The organism is Streptomyces diversicolor (assembly GCF_057537855.1).
This window is the reverse complement of sequence record NZ_BAAJXA010000054.1, coordinates 21,072-38,686: the sequence shown is the minus strand read 5'-3', so window position 1 is coordinate 38,686 and position 17,615 is coordinate 21,072. Positions and strand designations below refer to the sequence as shown.

The following is a 17,615-nucleotide window of genomic DNA, read 5'->3' as shown; positions in this document are numbered from 1 at the left end:
CCGCAACGGTCGGCGGGGGTGCGGGCAGCGGGTCCTCCGCAAGCGGTCCCGCGGGACCGGCCCGCGCCCTGACCTCGGCCGCGAACGGCCCGCCACCGGCCGCCGCGGTGACGTCCGAGGTCTCCCCGACGATCACGCACCGCACCAGCCGCGTGCCCTGCGCGCCCGCCACCCGCTCGGCCCGGGCACAGGCCCCCTGTGTGCCCTCCGACCAGTGGTCCGCCGCCGCGAGCGCCGCGAGATCCGCGCCGCCCGCCGCCCGATGCCGGATCACGACGGCCTGCCCGAGGGCGAGTACGACGCCGAACACCACGCACAGGACGGCGATCGCCCCGACGCTCCAGACGGTGGCAGACCCCTGGTCCGAGAACCGCGCGGAGCCCCACCCAGGTGAGCGCTCCAAGAGCCGCCTGCGAAGCCGCCCGGTGAGGCAACCCGGGAACCGCCCCCGGCGGACCCCAGTCAGCCGGCCCGAGAGGCAGCCGCGAAGCCACCGGGGAAGACCGCCGAGACGGTCCGGACGCCATCCGGGCAACCGGCCCCGGACGGAGCAGCGGAAGCGCTCCGTCACCCGGCGCCTCATGGGCTCGCCTCCCCCGTCGGCGGTACCCCCGCCGTTTCCTCCCCCGCCGGCGGTGCTCCCACCGCCTCCTCCGCGGCCGCCACGGCCTCCTCCCGCACCTCCAGGGGCAGCGCGCCGAGCAGTGGCGGCCGCGCCACGACCGTGACACGCACCTGGTCCCCCTCACGGACGACCGTGACCTTCGCGCCGCCCGGTGCCGCCGCGCGGGTGACCTCCACGACCGCGTCGTCGGGATCCTGCCGGGCCGCCGCCCGCGCACCCGTCCTGGCCGCGTCCACGCACTGGATCTGCGCCGCCACGACGAACAGCCCCCAGACAAGCGCCATCGTGAACGCCACCAGGACGGGCAGCACCACAGCCGCCTCCGCCGTCACGAACCCCGCATCGCGCCTCTCCTTGCGCTCACATCCGCGCACTGAGCGCTCGCTTCACGATGGCCTGCAGTTCCGCACGAACCTGACCGCTCGTCACGACCTCGTAGAGCAGCAGCGCGAACCCCACCGCAGCGACGATCCCCATCGCGTACTCGGACGTCACCATCCCCGAGTCCCGGCGCCGCACCACACGCAGCCGAGCCCACACCTTCTTGACCTTCACGTTCATCTCAACTCCCTTGTCCAGTGGCCTTGTCGGCCCCGTCTGCCCTGCCAGTCGTGCAGTCCCGCCAGTCCTGTCGGCCTGTCGGCGGGCCGGTCGCGGTCGCGGCTCGGGCCGCCGCCGGCGCCGCGCCGCCGCCTCACCTCGTCATCCGCCACCCCCTCGCAGCACTCCCCCGGCCAGCCCGATCACCACGGGCAGGACGCCGACGGTGACGAAGGCGGGCAGGAAGCACAGCCCCACCGGCGCGGTGACCATGACGGCCGCCCGGCGGGCCCGCGCCGTCGCGGTGCGCGCCCACTGCGCGCGGGCGTCCGTGGCCAGCCGGGCGACGGGTCCCGCCGCGGGCAGCCCGGACTCGTCGGCCCGCTCCAGCAGCCGGGCCAGCGGCCGGGCGCCCGGCAGGGCCGCCAACCGCCGCCAGGCATCGGCCGGTTCACCGCCAAGCCGCACCTCCGCCGCACCCCGCGCGAGCCCTTCCCCGACGGGTCCCGCCAGGGCCTCGCCGACGGCCTGAGCGGCGATCACCGGGCCGGCACCGGCCGCGATGCACGCCGCCAGAAGATCCGCGGCGAGCGGCAGTTGGCGAGCGGCCTCGGCGGCATCGGCCTCCTCCGCCCCGGCCGCGGCCCTCTGCCGGCGCCGCCACCGCCACAGCGCCGCTGCCACGCCCAGCCCCACCACGGCCCCCGCGACCCCGCCGACCAGCACCCAACCGGCGCACACCGCACCGGCCCACGGCAGCCAACGCCGTAGCGCAGCGCGGGCCTCGAAGGCCGACTGCCCGGCGGCCCTGCGCGAGGCGGGCGTCCGCGCGGCCGGGGCACGGGGCGTCAGCAGCCCGGCCAACCGTCCGCGCGCCCGGCGCTCGCGCCGCCCCACCGCCAGCCGCCGTACCGACCAGCCGAGCGCCAGCGCCGCTCCGGCGGCCATCCCCAGCCTGTGGACAACATCCGCGCTCATGCCGCCTCCGCTCCCCGTACGATCCGTGCCGCCCACCACAGCCCGGCGGCCTCGAAGAGTCCGCCGACCACCAGGCAGCCCAGTCCCGCTCCGGTGTGCAGCAGCACCCGCAGCGGGTCGGCGCCCATGGCCGTACCCAGCAGGAGCCCGAGGACGGGCAGGGCCGCGAGCATCACGGCCGTCGCCCGGGCACCCGCCAACTGGGCCCGCAGATCGGCGCGCTGGTCCCGCTCGGCACGCAGGGCCGCGTCGAGCCGGTCGAGGCCGGCCGCGAGCCCTGCGCCCTGGTCCACGGCCACCCGCCAGCACGCCGCGAGCCCCAGCAGCCCCTCGGCACCCGGCTGCCGGGCCGCCGCGGCGAGCGAGCCCGGTACGTCCCCGCCGAACCGGGCCGCGGCGAGGACCGCGGCCTGCATGTCCCCGAGGCCGCCGCTGTCACGCGCGGCGCGCAGCAGCGCCTCGCCGGGCTGCCGTCCGGCGCGCACCTCCCCGGCGAGCGCCCCGCACAGGGCGATCACGGCGTCCGTCCGCCGCTCCCGGGTCAACCGGGCCGCCCTGGCCAGTCGCATCCGGCGCAGCACGGGCACGCCGGCCGCCCCCGCGACGGCCGGAATCACCGATGCGCCCAGCAGCGCGAGCAGCAGCCCGATGCCGAGGGCCCACCATTCGCCCCGCAACCGGCCGCGCAGGCGCCGCAGTTCGCCGGCCGCCGGCCCCCACCGGGGCGGCCCCGTCCCCACGACTCCGCCGCCCGCGAGCAGCAGCCGCGCCCGCCGCGCGCCGCGGTGCCGCTCGCCGAACAACCAAACGGCCACCGCGACGCACACCCCCGCGGCCCCCGTCGACATCTCATGGATCACTCTCATCGCCCCCACAGTTCTGTTCGCTCGCGTCACCGCGGAGCAGCCCGCGCAGCCGCTCCCATCCGGGCTCCCGCGCGAACGCCCCCGGGGACCAGCGCAGTGCCGGGACCGTCCGGACCAGACCCGCGGGGTCCCGCTCCAGGACGTGCACTTCGGCGATCCGCCGGCGGCCGGTCCGGTCCCGGATCAGGTGCAGCACCACCGACAGCGCGGCCGCCAGCTGGCTGTGCAGGGCGGCCCGGTCGAGCCCGGCGGCGGTGCCCAGTGCCTCCAGGCGGGCCGGGACGTCCGCGGCGGCATTGGCGTGGACGGTGCCGCAGCCGCCCTCGTGCCCGGTGTTGAGGGCGGCCAGCAGGTGCACGACCTCGGGGCCGCGCACCTCGCCCACGACCAGCCGGTCAGGGCGCATCCGCAGCGCCTGGCGCACCAGGTCCTCAAGGGTGACCAGACCGGCGCCCTCCTGGTTGGCGGGTCTGGTCTCCAGCCGCACGACGTGCGGGTGGTCCGGCCGCAGTTCCGCCGAGTCCTCGGCGAGCACGATCCGCTCCCCGGGTCCGACCAGCCCGAGCAGGGCACTGAGCAGGGTTGTCTTCCCGCTTCCGGTACCGCCGCTGATCAGGAAGGACAGTCGCGCCCGCAGCAGCGCCCGCAGGATCCGGTCCCCGCCGGGCGGCACCGTGCCCGCCGCCACCAGTTCGTCGAGGGTGAACGCCCGGGGCCGTACGACCCGCAGTGACAGGCAGGTGCAGCCGACGGCGACCGGGGGCAGCACCGCGTGCAGCCGGGTGCCGTCGGGCAGCCGGGCGTCGGCCCAGGGCCGCGCGTCGTCGAGCCGGCGTCCGGCCACGGCGGCCAGCCGCTGTGCGAGGCGCCGTACCGCCGCCGCGTCCGCAAAGGTCACCGTGGTCAGCTCCAGACCGCCGCCCCGGTCCACCCACACCCGGTCCGGGGCCGACACCAGGACGTCGGTGACCGACGGATCGGCGAGCAGCGGTTCCAGGGGGCCGCTGCCGACCAGTTCGGAGCGCAACAGGTCGGCCGCGCCGAGGACTTCGGCGTCACCGAGCACCCGTCCCTGGTCGCGCAGCGCCTGCGCCACGCGCGCGGGTGTCGGCTCGGCGCCGCTCTCGGCCAGCTTGCGCCGCACGCCGTCGAGCAGCCGCGCGCCGTCCGCCGGCTCCAGGCCGGGAATCGCCCTCATGCGGCACCCGCCTCGACCAGAGTGCGCTCCCAGAAGTCCTTGCAGAACCGGGCCAGGGGTCCCCGGCCGGCCGCGGCGGGTGGTTTCCCGCTGTGGTGCGGGCGCAGCAGCCCCGACTCGACGGGTACTTCCCCGGCCAGGGGGAGCCCGAGCAGGCGGGCCACCTCACGGTCGTCCAATCCGGCCGCGTACGGCCCGCGTACCGCCACCCTCAGGTCGCGCAGGACCATGCCGACGGCGGAGGCCACCCGCCCGGCCGCCGCGACGGCGCGCAGTTCGGCGGGGACGACGAGGAGCGCGAGGTCGAGCTGGGCGAGGACTTCGGCGACGCCGTCGTCCAGTCGCCTGGGCAGATCGACGACGACCGTGCCGCCGCGCCGCCGGGCGGCGGCGAGCACCGCCCGCACGGCCTGCGGCGGGACGGCGACGCAGTCGCCGCGGTCCCAGCTGAGCACCCTCAGGGAGTGCAGCCGGGGCAGGGACTCCTCCAGGGCGCCGCCGCCGACCCGGCCGCGTGAGGCGGCGAAGGCCGGCCAGCGCAGTCCTTCGGCCGTTTCACCTCCGAGGAGTACGTCGAGTCCGCCGCCGAGCGGATCCGCGTCCACGAGCAGGGTGCGCAGTCCCTCGCGCGCGGAGGTGACGGCGAGCGCGCACGCGAGCGTGGAGGCCCCGGCGCCGCCCCGGCCGCCGATGACGCCGACGGTGAGCGCGGGCCGTCCGACTCCCTCGGCGACGTCGGCGATGCGGTCGACCAGCCACTGCTCGCCGTCGGGAAGCATCAGGACGTGGTCGGCGCCGATCTGGACGGCCCGCTTCCAGACCCCGGAGTCGTCCTGGTCCCGGCCGACCAGCACCACTCCGCGTCGGCGCGCGGCCCCGCGCACGCGCCGCGCGGCATCGTCACCGACCAGGATGAGCGGCGCCGCCTCCCAGCTGCCCCTGCGCTCCGGCACCCCGTGGTGGACCTCGGGTGTTGCGCCTGCCGCCGCGCACAGGCGCAGCAGGTCGTCGAGGAGTTCGGCGTCCTCGGTGACGATGAGCGGCCTGCCCGGGCGTCCTCCGACGGCGGGCGGTGGATCGTGCGTGACGGTTCCGGCCATGTGGTCCCCCTTCGCTGCATCTGCGCGCGCGGCCCGATGCGGCCACGCGATTCCCGAACGTGTGAAGAACCGGCGACCGGCCTTCATATGAACGGCCGATACGAACCGGCCAAACGCGCGCCGACAAACGGAACCGGCCATGAACTCGCGGCCGGCGGGGCGCGTTGGAATCACGGTGCAGCGATCCCGGAAATCATGTGGATCTTGGTCGAAAACTGTGGACAACCCGGTGGTTGTGAATATCGCCGTCACTCATACCGGTGACCGGCGCACGAGGCGCCGAACGACTTCCGCAGCGCACCCTGACGACTACCCTCCGTGACGGATCATGGGCATGCCGAAAGGGCGGTCGACGCCGCCCTGCCGCGGCGTCGAGGCCACCTGAAGAAGAGGAAAACCCACCCGGACATGCGACGACCCCCGCCGGGGGGGAGAGCGGGGGTCGTCCCCACGGCCGACTCGGGGGGGGGGGGGGGAGGAGTCGGACCGGGTTAGCACGGTCGCGAACGATCCGTGACTTCCATGGTGTACCCGAGAGCCCTCTCAGGCAAACCCACGCGCCCCACCTTACGCCGAATGGTGGGCGCCTATGCTCAGGGTCGTGGAAAACCACCCCTTGGCCCGCACCGCGGCCTTCTTTGACCTGGACAAGACGGTCATTGCGAAGTCGAGCACGCTCACCTTCAGCAAGTCGTTCTACCAAGGCGGACTGATCAACCGCAGGGCCGCGCTGCGCACCGCATACGCGCAGTTCGTCTTCCTGGTCGGCGGCATGGACCACGACCAGATGGAGCGCATGCGCGAGTACCTGTCCACCCTGTGCCGCGGCTGGAACGTCCAGCAGGTGAAGGAGATCGTGGCCGAGACCCTGCACGATCTGATCGACCCGATCATCTACGACGAGGCCGCCTCCCTCATCGAGGAGCATCACACGGCCGGGCGCGACGTCGTGATCGTGTCCACGTCGGGCGCCGAGGTGGTCGAGCCGATCGGCGAACTGCTCGGCGCGGACCGGGTGGTGGCCACCCGCATGGTCGTCGGTGACGACGGCTGTTTCACCGGCGAGGTGGAGTACTACGCGTACGGACCCACCAAGGCGGAGGCGATCAAGGAGCTGGCCGAGTCCGAGGGGTACGACCTCGACCGTTGTTACGCCTACAGCGATTCGGCGACCGACCTGCCGATGCTCCGGGCCGTCGGGCATCCGCACGCCGTGAACCCGGACCGGGCACTGCGGCGCGAAGCACTCGCGCGCGGGTGGCCGATTCTGGACTTCCACCGGCCGGTCCGGCTCAAGCAGCGGCTGCCCGCGTTCTCGGCACCGCCGCGTCCGGTCATGGTGGCCGCCGCCGCGATAGGCGCGGCGGCGGCCACCGCGGGTCTGGTCTGGTACGCCGCCCGGCGCCGCAGCCCAGTCGCCTGACCCCCTCGCCGCCGCCCGATTGATGGGCGTTTGAACCTAAAAGTAAAGAACCATGGCCAGGGGTTCCGCTTGCTCCGGGCTTGCAGTACAAAGGATTCAACGGCCCGCGAGACCAAAGGACATCCGAGAGGATCCCCTTTCAAGACGCTTTCGGCCCCACGGACCGAGCATGAACACCGGGCACCCACGCGACGTCGACCCGTCGATTACGGGCCAGCCGCACCAGGTGACGGGCGAAGATCCCGGCCTGATGGGCAATACATCGAGGACGCTTGGTAACCAGGTGGGCATGCCAGCGGCGGTACGAGGACTCGTGCCGCCGCAACCCTGTTCTCAGGCAGCGCCGCGCTGCAGCGCCTCGCACACCGCCGTCGACTCGCGCGCCCCCAGTTCGACGGCCTTGCCGCAGTGGGCGATCCAGGCGGCCATGCCCTCCGGAGTGCCCGACACATAGCCGTCGAGGGCCGCCAGATAGGCCGCGCGGCCCAGTTCCGCATGCCCCACCTCGGCCGGGCACACCGCCTTCGGGTCCAGACCGCTGCCCACCAGGACGATCCGCCCGGCCGCGCGCGCGACGAGGCCGTTGCGGGAGGTGAAGGGGCGCAGCGCGAGCAGTTCGCCGTGCACGACGGCCGCCGTCACCAGGGCGGGAGCGGCGCTTCCCGCGACGATCAGCTCCGCGAGCCCCTCCAGCCGGCCGGACACCTCGTCCGCGCCGGGCGCCGGCAGCTCGATCAGCGGCTCGTCGACACGCTCGCCGTCCCGGCGCGGCCTGCCGGCCTCGTCCGCGCCGCTCGCGGCGGCCACCAGGTGCAGCCGGGCCAGCACGCGCAGCGGCGACTGCCGCCAGACCGACAGCAGTTGACCCGCCTCCGCGGTCAGCCTGAGAGCGGCGCCGAGCACGCGCGCGTCGTCGTCGGCACCGAAGTCCGTGCGGCGCCGTACCTCCTCCAGGGCCCAGTCCACGCCGGACAGCGCAGCGGAGCCCCGGGCGCCGCGCAGCGCCGCCTCCGAGGTGATCTCGTTGCTGCGCCGCCGCATGATCCGGTGACCATAGACCCGGTCCACGGCCTTGCGTACGGACTCCACGGACTCGGCCACACCGGGCAGGGAACCCAGGGCCGCGAGCGGATCGGCGGTCGCGCCTGTCGTACTCATGAGTACGACCCTACGCACCCCGCGCGCCCGCCCCACGAAGGAGTGGTCTTCTTCTCACGCCCCGACACGCACCGCCACCATACGACTACTCTTCGTGAACATGAAAATTGCTTTCGTCGGGAAGGGCGGCAGCGGCAAGACCACGCTCTCCTCCCTCTTCGTCCGCCATCTCGCGGCCACAGGCGCGCCGGTCCTCGCCATCGACGCCGACATCAACCAGCACCTCGGCGCGGCCCTCGGTCTCGGCGAGGCGGAAGCGGCCGCGCTGCCCGCGATGGGCGAGCAACTGCCGCTGATCAAGAACTATCTGCGCGGCGCCAACCCGCGCATCGCCTCCGCCGAGACGATGATCAAGACGACCCCGCCGGGCGAGGGCTCGCGGCTGGTCCTGGTGCGAGAGCCGAATCCGATCTACGACGCCTGCGCGCGACCGGTGGAACTCGACGGCGGTGCCGTCCGTTTGATGGTCACCGGGCCCTTCACGGACGCCGACCTGGGGGTCGCCTGCTACCACTCCAAGACCGGAGCGGTGGAGCTGTTCCTCAACCACCTCGTCGACGGCCGCGACGAGTACGTCGTGGTCGACATGACCGCGGGCTCGGACTCCTTCGCCTCCGGCATGTTCACCCGCTTCGACATCACGTTCCTCATCGCCGAGCCGACCCGGAAGGGGGTCTCCGTCTACCGTCAGTACAAGGAGTACGCCCGGGACTTCGGGGTTGTCCTTCAGGTCGTGGGCAACAAGGTGCAGGGCGAGGACGACCTCGACTTCCTCCGCGCGGAGGTCGGGGACGACCTGCTCGTGGCTTTCGGGCACTCGGACTGGGTGCGCGCTATGGAGAAGGGCCGGCCGCCCCGGTTCGAGTTCCTGGAGGACGCCAACCGCCGCGCCCTGCGCAAGATCCGGGTCGCCGCCGACGCGACCTACGAGATGCGCGACTGGGAGCGCTACACGCGGCAGATGGTGCACTTCCATCTGAAGAACGCCGAGGCATGGGGCAACGAGCGCACCGGGGCCGACCTGACGGCGCAGGTCGACCCCGGGTTCGTGCTGGGCGAGGACGTCGCCGCCCCCGCCTGACGGCTACTGCTTGACCGCCGGCGCCCCGGGCACCCCCTTCGGGGCCGGGGCCGGGCGGGCCGCGAGGAAGGACGCCCAGCCCTGCTTGGGCGCCTCGCCCACCTCCAGGGTGCGCAGCTTCTCCAGGATCTGCGGGTCCTGGGCATCCAGCCAGTCGGCGAGCTGCCGGAAGGAAACGCAGCGCACCTCGGGCTTGTTGCACACCTGCTCGACGACCTCGTCGATGGCACGCATATAGGTGCCGCCGTTCCAGGACTCGAAGTGGTTGCCGATGACCAGGGGGGCGCGGTTGCCGTCGTAGGCCCGGGAGAAGCCCTTGAGCAGGCCGTCGCGCATCTGGTCGCCCCAGTAGTCGTACTTGTCGGGGTCACCCTGGGTCGAGGCGCCGGACTGGTTGACCATGAAGTTGTAGTCCATGGTCAGCTGCTCGTAGGTGTGGCCGGGGAAGGGCACGAGCTGCATCGACAGGTCCCACAGCCCTTCCTTCTTCTTGGGCCAGACCTGGTTGTTGACGCCACTGGTGTCATAGCGGAAGCCCAGTTCCCGGGCCGCCTTCATGAAGTTCTTCTGGCCTTCCAGACACGGGGTGCGGGCGCCGATCAGCTCCTTGTCGTAGTCGAAGGGCAGCGGCGCGGACTTCGTCAGGCCGCTGTTGGTCTTCCAGTTCTTCACGAACTGCTTGGCCTGGGCGATCTCGCTCTTCCAGTCCTCCACGGACCACTCGCCGACCCCGCCGTCGGTGCCGCAGAAGTGCCCGTTGAAGTGAGTGCCGATCTCGTTGCCCTCCAGCCAGGCCAGACGCACTTGCTGAACGGTGTCGGCGATCCCCTTCTCGTCGTTGAAGCCGATGTCCGAGCGGCCCGGTGAGTGCTGCGGGGGACGGTAGAGGTCGCGCTTCTCCTCCGGCAGCATGTACACGCCGCTAAGGAAGTAGGTCATGGTGGCGTTGTTGTCCTTGGCGACCTTGCGGAAGTGGGAGAACAGCTTCTGGCTGTCCTCGCCCGCACCGTCCCAGGAGAACACCACGAACTGCGGAGGTTTCTCGCCGGACTTGAGCCGTTCGGGCTTGGGCAGGTGGGGCTGCGCCCCGGTGTAAGCGGTGGATCCGTCGCCGATCAGACGGAGCATGCTGTTGGGCGCCGGCGCTCCCTTCGCCGGGCCGGGCGCCCCTTCCTTCGAACCGCTGGAGCCGGTCGCGCAACCGACGAGCGACGCGGCACACGCCGCGGCGACCATGGCACCCACGGCGATCCTCTGGTTGGCGGCCATGTTCCGCCCACCTTCTTCCTTCTCTCAGGCAAACGCTGATCAGGCGCTTTGCGGCGATGTGCCGGTTTTGCCGACAGCGCCGCCAAGGTCGCACGGGACCGAGAAGGACTTAATACGACAAGCCGATAAACGGCTCACTTCACCTCAACAGGTGAACATCTGCACCATTTGCGTAGAAAAGATATGCGTGACCTTTACTCGCAATTACGATTCGTTTACTGAGCGTTGATCCATCCCGCCGCTGCACGCCGTGACCCACGGCCGCGACCGCCCCGTCATCGACGGGACCCCCATTCCGCGACCGCGCTGCCCCGGAGGAGACGGGAACATGTCAGCCTGCGTCCACACCCGACCCGAGCATCCGCACCAACCGCACAGCCCGCCCCCTGCCCCGCACCGCCGGTTCCGCATCGCGGGCGCCGACCTGTCCGCGTCGATCGCGGTCTTCCTGATCGCTCTCCCTCTGTCCCTCGGCATCGCCCTCGCCACCGGCGCCCCGCTCCAGGCCGGCCTGGTCGCCGCCGCCGTCGGCGGTCTCGTCGCCGGACGGCTGGGCGGCAGCCCGCTCCAGGTCAGCGGACCCGCCGCCGGGCTCACAGTCGTCACCGCCGATCTGATCCACCGCTATGGATGGCGCACGACATGCGCCATCACCGTCCTCGCCGGACTGTCCCAGCTGGGCCTGGGATGCCTGCGGGTAGCCCGCAGCGCCCTCGCCGTCAGCCCCGCCGTCGTGCACGGCATGCTCGCCGGCATCGGCGTCACCATCGCCATCGCCCAGCTGCATGTCGTACTGGGCGGCACCCCGCAGAGCGAAGTCATCGACAACATCCTCGGTCTGCCCGCCCAATTGGCCGACCTGCACCCCGCGGCGGTGTCGATGAGCGCGCTGACCCTGGTCCTGCTCCTGGCTTGGCCGCGCCTGCCCGGCCGACCGGGCCGGCTGCTGCGCAAGGTCCCGGCCGCCCTGGTGGCCGTCACCGGGGCCACGGTCACCGCCTCGCTCGCGGGACTGGTCCTGCCCAAGGTCGACCTGCCGTCCTGGGGCAGCCATGCCCTCGCCGGACTGCCGGAGGGACCGGTGCTGGGCCCGGCCGCCGCCGTCTTCACCACCACGCTGGTGTGCAGCGTGCAGTCGTTGCTGGGTGCGGTCGCCGTGGACAAGATGGTCGCTGCCCGCCCCGGCCCAAAACCCCGCGCCGGCCGCTCCGACCTGGACCGGGAACTCCTCGGACAGGGCGCGGCCAACATCGCCTCGGGGGCGCTCGGCGGGCTGCCGGTCGCGGGCGTGGCGGTGCGGAGTTCGGCGAATGTGCAATCCGGTGCCGTGAGCCGGAACTCCACGATGCTGCACGGCGTTTTCGTAGTAGTCGCCGCGCTGCTGATGGTTCCGGTCCTGGACCTCATCCCGCTCGCCTCGCTCGCCGCCCTGGTGATGGCCGTCGGCATCCAGATGGTGTCACTGCACCACATCCGCACGGTGACCCGCCACAGAGAAGTGCTGGTGTACGCCGTCACCACGCTCGGCGTGGTGTTCCTGGGCGTCCTGGAGGGAGTGGCGCTCGGGGTCGCCGTGGCCGTCGCCGTAGCCATGCACCGTCTCACCCGCACCCGTATCACGCACGAAGAGAAGGGAGGAGCCCATCACGTACATGTATGCGGACAGTTGACGTTCCTGGCGGTCCCTCGGCTCAGCCGGGCCCTGCACCTCGTACCCCAAGGCGCCCACGCCGTGGTGGAGTTGGACGGTTCGTTCATGGACCACGCGGCGTACGAGTCACTGCAGGACTGGCGGAGCTCGCACACCGCGCAGGGCGGCACCACCGAGCTGACCGGGTGTCGCACGGGGATCCGGACCAGCGAACGGCCGGCCTCCGCCGAGTGCCACTGCAGGCCGTGGACACCATGGCGCAACCACCAGTGCGCCATGCCGTCCGGCGGTCAGGGCAGCCGGGACGGCTCGTCGGGCGACGGCGCGTCCGGACACCGGGTGCCCGATGATGCCGGGCTGCCGGACGGCGAGACCGGCGCACCAGGCGGCGGAGGTGGCAGAGGAGAAGACGACGGCGCGGGTGCCGGCACCGGCCCGTTCCCCGCCACCTCCGGCCCTGGCACAAACCCGGTCACCTCGGGCCCCGGCTCGGGACCGACTCCCCGCTCCGGCACGGACTCACCCTCGGGTTCGGGCTCCGGCCCTCGCTCGGAACCGGGCTCGGGCTCGGGCTCGGATGCTGGACCGGAACCAGGCACGGGCACGGGATCGGAACCGGGCTCGGGCTCTCGATCCAGCACGGGCACCGGCTCCGGCATCGGCATCCGTGTCGGCTCCGCAGGCAGTCCCGACACCCGCACGGGTACCGGGGCCCTCACCGGAACCGGTACGAGCGCCGCCCACAGCTTCGGTGGGCATGAACTGGCCCGTGGGATCAGCGCGTTCCAGCGCAACACCGCGCCCCTGGTGCGGGATGAGCTGGCACGGCTGGCGCGGGAGGGGCAGCGGCCGTCCCAGCTCTTCCTCACCTGCGCCGACTCCCGGCTCGTCACGTCGATGATCACTTCCAGTGGTCCCGGCGACCTCTTCGTCGTCCGCAATGTCGGCAACCTCGTGCCGCCGCCGGGCGAGGAGTGGGGTGACGACTCGGTGGGCGCCGCGATCGAGTACGCGGTGGACGTGCTGAAGGTGCGGTCCATCACGGTATGCGGGCACTCCGGGTGTGGGGCCATGCAGGCCCTCCTCAACTCCGCCCCCGGGGACGGGCAGACTCCGCTCGGCCGGTGGCTGCGGCACGGGCAGCCGAGCCTGAAGCGGATGGCCGACGACAGCCGCCCCTGGGCACGGCTGGCCGGGCGGCCGGCCGCGGACGTGGTCGAGCAGCTTTGCCTGACCAATGTGGTCCAGCAGTTGGAACATTTGCGCGCCCATGACTCGGTGGCGCGGGCGCGAGCGGACGGCGGGCTGGAGCTGCACGGGATGTACTTCCATGTGGGCGAGGCGCAGGCGTATCTGCTCGGCGGGCCGGTCGGGGACGAGGTGTTCCAGCATGTGCCGGGGACGGAGGAGCTGCCCAGCCTCGCGTGAGCGGGCGGGGCGGGCCTGAGCGGGGCGGGGAGGCCGGTGTGCGGCCACACACAGCGGCCGCACACCGGGACCCGGGCGCCACTGACCCCAGGGGCCCGGGAGCCAGGGGCTTCCGAAACCAGGAACCACCTGACCCAAGGCTTCCCGAACCCGGCAGCCGCCGACCCCATGCCTTCCGAACCCCGCGGCCACTGGTCCGACGCTTCCCGATCCCTGCGGCCACCGGTCCCGAAGCCGTCGGCCCCGGTGCCTTCCGAACCCGCAGCCACCGGTCCGATGCCCTCCGGGCCGAGCAAGCTCCGGTCAGCGCCCCCGAAGGAGCGCGGGGCTGTATCGCTATGCGGCTCCGCCGCGCGAGCACGACCAGTCACCACGCCGCCGCAGACAACCGACGGCACAGCGCGGCACATCCGGCAAAGCGCGTAGTCTTCGGCGGCGGGCACTCGGTGCCGTGGGCGTGAACTCGGGGCGGTCGGCGTCCGTGGGTAGAAGTAGCCGCGTCCCGCACAGAGGTCTAAACCACTTCACGGTCGACCCTTGTCATCGGCCCCCTGGGTCTGATGAGCTGTGGCCTGGGACACAACGGACACCCTTCGAAAGGGAGATGTCGTGAGCAACGAAAGCCTGGCCAACCTCTTGAAGGAGGAGCGACGCTTCGCGCCGCCCGCTGACCTGGCCGCGCACGCCAACGTCACGGCAGAGGCGTACGAACAGGCCAAGGCTGACAGGCTCGGCTTCTGGGCCGAGCAGGCCCGCCGGCTCACCTGGGCCGAGGAGCCGACGGAGACGCTGGACTGGTCGAACCCGCCGTTCGCCAAGTGGTTCAAGGACGGTCGGCTCAACGTCGCGTACAACTGCGTGGACCGGCATGTCGAGGCCGGGCTTGGCGACCGGGTCGCCATTCACTTCGAGGGCGAGCCCGGCGACAGCCGCGCCATCACCTACGCCGAGCTGAAGGACGAGGTCTCCAGGGCCGCCAACGCGCTGCTGGAGTTGGGGGTCCGCGCCGGTGACCGGGTCGCGATCTACATGCCGATGATCCCGGAGACGGCGATCGCGATGCTGGCCGCGGCCCGTATCGGCGCAGCGCACTCGGTCGTCTTCGGCGGATTCTCGGCGGACGCGCTCGCCACGCGCATCAAGGACGCCGACGCCAAGGTGGTCGTCACCTCCGACGGCGGCTGGCGGCGCGGCAAGCCGTCCGCGCTCAAGCCGGCGGTGGACGAGGCGATCACGCGCGTGGACAACGTGGACCACGTGCTGGTCGTGCGCCGTACCGGCCAGGAGGTCGCCTGGCACGACGAGCGGGACGTGTGGTGGCACGAGATCGTGGAGCGGCAGTCCGCCGAGCACACGCCGGAGCCGTTCGAGGCGGAGCACCCGCTGTTCATCCTCTACACGTCCGGTACGACGGGTAAGCCGAAGGGCATCCTGCACACCTCCGGCGGCTACCTCACCCAGGTGGCGTACACCCATCACGCCGTCTTCGACCTCAAGCCGGAGACGGACGTGTACTGGTGCACGGCGGACGTCGGCTGGGTCACCGGGCACTCCTACATCGTCTACGGGCCGCTGGCCAACGGCGCCACCCAGGTCATGTACGAGGGCACGCCGGACACCCCGCACCAGGGCCGCTTCTGGGAGATCGTGCAGAAGTACGGGGTGACGATCCTGTACACGGCGCCCACCGCCATCCGCACGTTCATGAAGTGGGGCGACGACATCCCCGCGAAGTTCGATCTCAGCAGCCTGCGCGTGCTGGGGTCGGTCGGTGAGCCGATCAACCCCGAGGCGTGGATCTGGTACCGCAAGCACATCGGCGCGGACCGCACCCCGGTCGTGGACACCTGGTGGCAGACCGAGACCGGCGCGATGATGATCTCGCCGCTGCCCGGCGTGACCGAGGCCAAGCCGGGCTCCGCGCAGCGGCCGCTGCCCGGCATCTCCGCCACGGTCGTCGACGACGAGGCGAACGAGGTGCCCGACGGCGGCGGTGGCTACCTCGTCCTCACCGAGCCGTGGCCGTCGATGCTGCGCACCATCTGGGGCGACGACCAGCGGTTCCTCGACACCTACTGGTCGCGGTTCGAGGGCAAGTACTTCGCGGGCGACGGGGCGAAGAAGGACGAGGACGGGGACATCTGGCTCCTCGGCCGCGTGGACGACGTGATGCTGGTGTCCGGCCACAACATCTCGACGACCGAGGTGGAGTCCGCGCTGGTCTCGCACCCGTCGGTCGCCGAGGCGGCCGTCGTCGGCGCGGCGGACGAGACGACGGGGCAGGCGATCGTCGCCTTCGTGATCCTGCGGGGTACGGCGTCCGAGGACGACGGTCTGGTCGGCGAGCTGCGCAACCACGTCGGCGCCGCGCTCGGACCCATCGCCAAGCCGAAGCGGATCCTGCCGGTGGCGGAGCTGCCGAAGACCCGCTCCGGAAAGATCATGCGCCGTCTGCTGCGCGACGTCGCGGAGAACCGCCAGCTCGGTGACGTCACCACGCTGACGGACTCGACGGTCATGGACCTCATCCAGGCGAAGCTCCCGGCGGCGCCGAGCGAGGACTGAGCGGGGCCGCCGGAGGGGACGCCCTGACACCGGGGCGTCCCTTCTGCGCACAGCTGTGCGCAGAACGCGCCGAGGACCCCCCTGACGGGTTGGGTAAAATAGGGAAAGCGTCGAAGCAACAACAAGATCCACGAAGAACAACAAGATCCACAAGGTGTGCCGGGAAGTCTGGTCGGCATGTGCTCTGCCATGCCCGCCGACCAGGAGGTCTTCACTGTGACCGCGCCCCGCACCACCACCGCTCGCAAGGTTCTCGGCAGGCTCTCACTGCCCGAGCGGAGGTTCGTCGCGGACGCGCTGCGCACCGAGACGGTCGGCGGCGTGCTGCTGCTCGTCGCCGCCGTCGCCGCGCTGATCTGGGCGAACGTACCCGCTTTCGGGCACAGCTACGAGAGCGTCGGCCACTTCCACCTGGGCCCCGCCGCCGTCGGTCTGAACCTGTCCGTCGAGCACTGGGCGGCCGACGGGCTGCTGGCCGTCTTCTTCTTCGTCGCCGGGATCGAACTGAAGCGTGAGCTCGTCGCCGGTGACCTGCGCGATCCGAAGGCCGCCGTCCTCCCGGTCGTGGCTGCACTGTGCGGGATGGCCGTACCGGCCCTCGTCTACACCCTGACCAATCTCGTCGGCGGCGGCTCCACCGACGGCTGGGCCGTGCCGACCGCCACCGACATCGCCTTCGCGCTGGCCGTACTGGCGGTCATCGGCACCTCCCTGCCGAGCGCGCTGCGCGCCTTCCTGCTGACGCTCGCCGTCGTGGACGACCTGTTCGCGATCCTGATCATCGCCGTCTTCTTCACGAACCGGCTCGACTTCGCCGCGCTCGGCGGCGCCGCGGCCGGTCTCGTCGTCTTCTGGGTACTGCTGCGCAAGGGCGTGCGCGGCTGGTACGTGTACCTACCGCTCGCACTCGTCATCTGGGCGCTGATGTACAACAGCGGCGTCCACGCCACCATCGCCGGCGTGGCGATGGGCCTGATGGTCCGCTGCACCACCCACAAGGGTGAAGAACGCTCGCCCGGTGAGCGGATCGAGCACCTTGTGCGCCCGCTGTCGGCGGGGCTCGCCGTGCCGCTGTTCGCGCTGTTCAGCGCCGGCGTGTCCATCTCCGCGAGGGCGCTCGGGGACGTGTTCACACAGCCGGAGACCCTCGGCGTCGTACTCGGCCTGTTCGTCGGCAAGACGGTCGGCATCTTCGGCGGCACCTGGCTCATGGCCCGCTTCACCCGGGCCTCGCTCAGCGACGACCTCGCCTGGCCCGACGTGTTCGCGCTCGCGACCCTCGCCGGCATCGGCTTCACCGTGTCGCTGCTGATCGGCGAACTCGCCTTCGTCGGCGACGCGGTGCTGACCGACGAGGTCAAGGCGGCCGTACTGACCGGCTCGCTCCTCGCGGCCCTGTGCGCGACGGTCCTGCTGAAGATACGCAACGCCAAGTACCGCCGCCTGTGCGCGGAGGAGGAACGCGACGAGGACAGCGACGGCATCCCGGACGTCTACGAGGAGGACGATCCGGCCTACCACCTGCGCATGGCGGACATCTACGAGCGCAAGGCCGCCGAACACCGCCGACTGGCCCGGGCGAAGGCCGACGCACGCGACGGGCTTGCCGAAGTGCCGGGCGGGGCAGGCGAGGAGAACGACCGTCCGGCATGATCTGACGAGACGGTACAAATTACGGGACCGTACGCAGTCAGGCAGAAGACGGATCCGTACGCACGGCGTACGCAGAAGAG

General features: G+C 72.0%; 13 protein-coding genes and 1 pseudogene. 5 read left to right on the top strand and 9 right to left on the bottom strand.

The window, feature by feature from the left end; all coding sequences use genetic code 11:
• Positions 1–10: 10 nt before the first annotated feature.
• From AC27LF_RS39970 to ssd, 7 genes and pseudogenes are all read right to left on the bottom strand, one after another.
• Positions 11–403: pseudogene (locus AC27LF_RS39970) on the bottom strand (Rv3654c family TadE-like protein); the annotation flags it as partial.
• 176 nt (positions 404–579) lie between these two features.
• Entirely contained in the window at positions 580–957 is a 378-nt protein-coding gene (locus tag AC27LF_RS39965) for a TadE family type IV pilus minor pilin (RefSeq protein ID WP_479661286.1), read from the bottom strand.
• 28 nt (positions 958–985) lie between these two features.
• On the bottom strand, positions 986–1,186 hold the full coding sequence (locus tag AC27LF_RS39960) for a DUF4244 domain-containing protein (RefSeq protein ID WP_351731566.1): 201 nt from the start codon (positions 1,184–1,186) through the stop codon (positions 986–988).
• Positions 1,187–1,327: 141 nt separating this feature from the next.
• Positions 1,328–2,143: a type II secretion system F family protein gene (locus AC27LF_RS39955; RefSeq protein ID WP_479661285.1), complete on the bottom strand. Its 816-nt coding sequence runs from the start codon at positions 2,141–2,143 to the stop codon at positions 1,328–1,330.
• Positions 2,140–3,009: a type II secretion system F family protein gene (locus AC27LF_RS39950; RefSeq protein ID WP_479661284.1), complete on the bottom strand. Its 870-nt coding sequence runs from the start codon at positions 3,007–3,009 to the stop codon at positions 2,140–2,142. Before AC27LF_RS39950 ends, AC27LF_RS39955 begins: the two co-directional genes overlap by 4 nt.
• A complete protein-coding gene (locus AC27LF_RS39945; protein WP_479661283.1) occupies positions 2,993–4,207 on the bottom strand; it encodes a TadA family conjugal transfer-associated ATPase in 1,215 nt (404 codons plus the stop codon). Before AC27LF_RS39945 ends, AC27LF_RS39950 begins: the two co-directional genes overlap by 17 nt.
• Positions 4,204–5,307 (bottom strand): septum site-determining protein Ssd, encoded by a 1,104-nt coding sequence (ssd, locus tag AC27LF_RS39940; protein WP_479661282.1) that lies wholly within the window; start codon positions 5,305–5,307, stop codon positions 4,204–4,206. Before ssd ends, AC27LF_RS39945 begins: the two co-directional genes overlap by 4 nt.
• Positions 5,308–5,896: 589 nt before the next feature.
• On the opposite strand from ssd, the gene AC27LF_RS39935 reads away from it, so the two are divergent.
• On the top strand, positions 5,897–6,730 hold the full coding sequence (locus tag AC27LF_RS39935) for an HAD family hydrolase (RefSeq protein WP_479661281.1): 834 nt from the start codon (positions 5,897–5,899) through the stop codon (positions 6,728–6,730).
• Between the two features lie 333 nt (positions 6,731–7,063).
• On the opposite strand, the gene AC27LF_RS39930 is transcribed toward AC27LF_RS39935, so the two are convergent.
• Positions 7,064–7,888, bottom strand: coding sequence for a Fic family protein (locus tag AC27LF_RS39930; RefSeq protein ID WP_479661280.1), 825 nt, complete (start codon positions 7,886–7,888; stop codon positions 7,064–7,066).
• Positions 7,889–7,988: 100 nt separating this feature from the next.
• Here AC27LF_RS39930 and AC27LF_RS39925 point away from each other — a divergent pair, with 100 nt between their 5' ends.
• Positions 7,989–8,969 carry an ATP-binding protein gene (locus AC27LF_RS39925; RefSeq protein WP_479661279.1) on the top strand — a complete coding sequence of 327 codons (981 nt, stop codon included), beginning with the start codon at positions 7,989–7,991 and terminating at the stop codon, positions 8,967–8,969.
• Positions 8,970–8,972: 3 nt separating this feature from the next.
• Here AC27LF_RS39925 and AC27LF_RS39920 read toward each other — a convergent pair whose 3' ends face one another.
• A complete protein-coding gene (locus AC27LF_RS39920) occupies positions 8,973–10,238 on the bottom strand; it encodes a polysaccharide deacetylase family protein (protein WP_479661278.1) in 1,266 nt (421 codons plus the stop codon).
• A 328-nt stretch (positions 10,239–10,566) separates the two neighbouring features.
• On the opposite strand from AC27LF_RS39920, the gene AC27LF_RS39915 reads away from it, so the two are divergent.
• From AC27LF_RS39915 to nhaA, 3 genes are all read left to right on the top strand, one after another.
• Positions 10,567–13,317: a SulP family inorganic anion transporter gene (locus AC27LF_RS39915; RefSeq protein ID WP_479661277.1), complete on the top strand. Its 2,751-nt coding sequence runs from the start codon at positions 10,567–10,569 to the stop codon at positions 13,315–13,317.
• Between the two features lie 609 nt (positions 13,318–13,926).
• Positions 13,927–15,882 carry an acetate--CoA ligase gene (gene acs / locus AC27LF_RS39910; RefSeq protein ID WP_479661276.1) on the top strand — a complete coding sequence of 652 codons (1,956 nt, stop codon included), beginning with the start codon at positions 13,927–13,929 and terminating at the stop codon, positions 15,880–15,882.
• Positions 15,883–16,098: 216 nt separating this feature from the next.
• Positions 16,099–17,535: a Na+/H+ antiporter NhaA gene (nhaA, locus tag AC27LF_RS39905; protein WP_479661302.1), complete on the top strand. Its 1,437-nt coding sequence runs from the start codon at positions 16,099–16,101 to the stop codon at positions 17,533–17,535.
• Positions 17,536–17,615 lie beyond the last annotated feature (80 nt).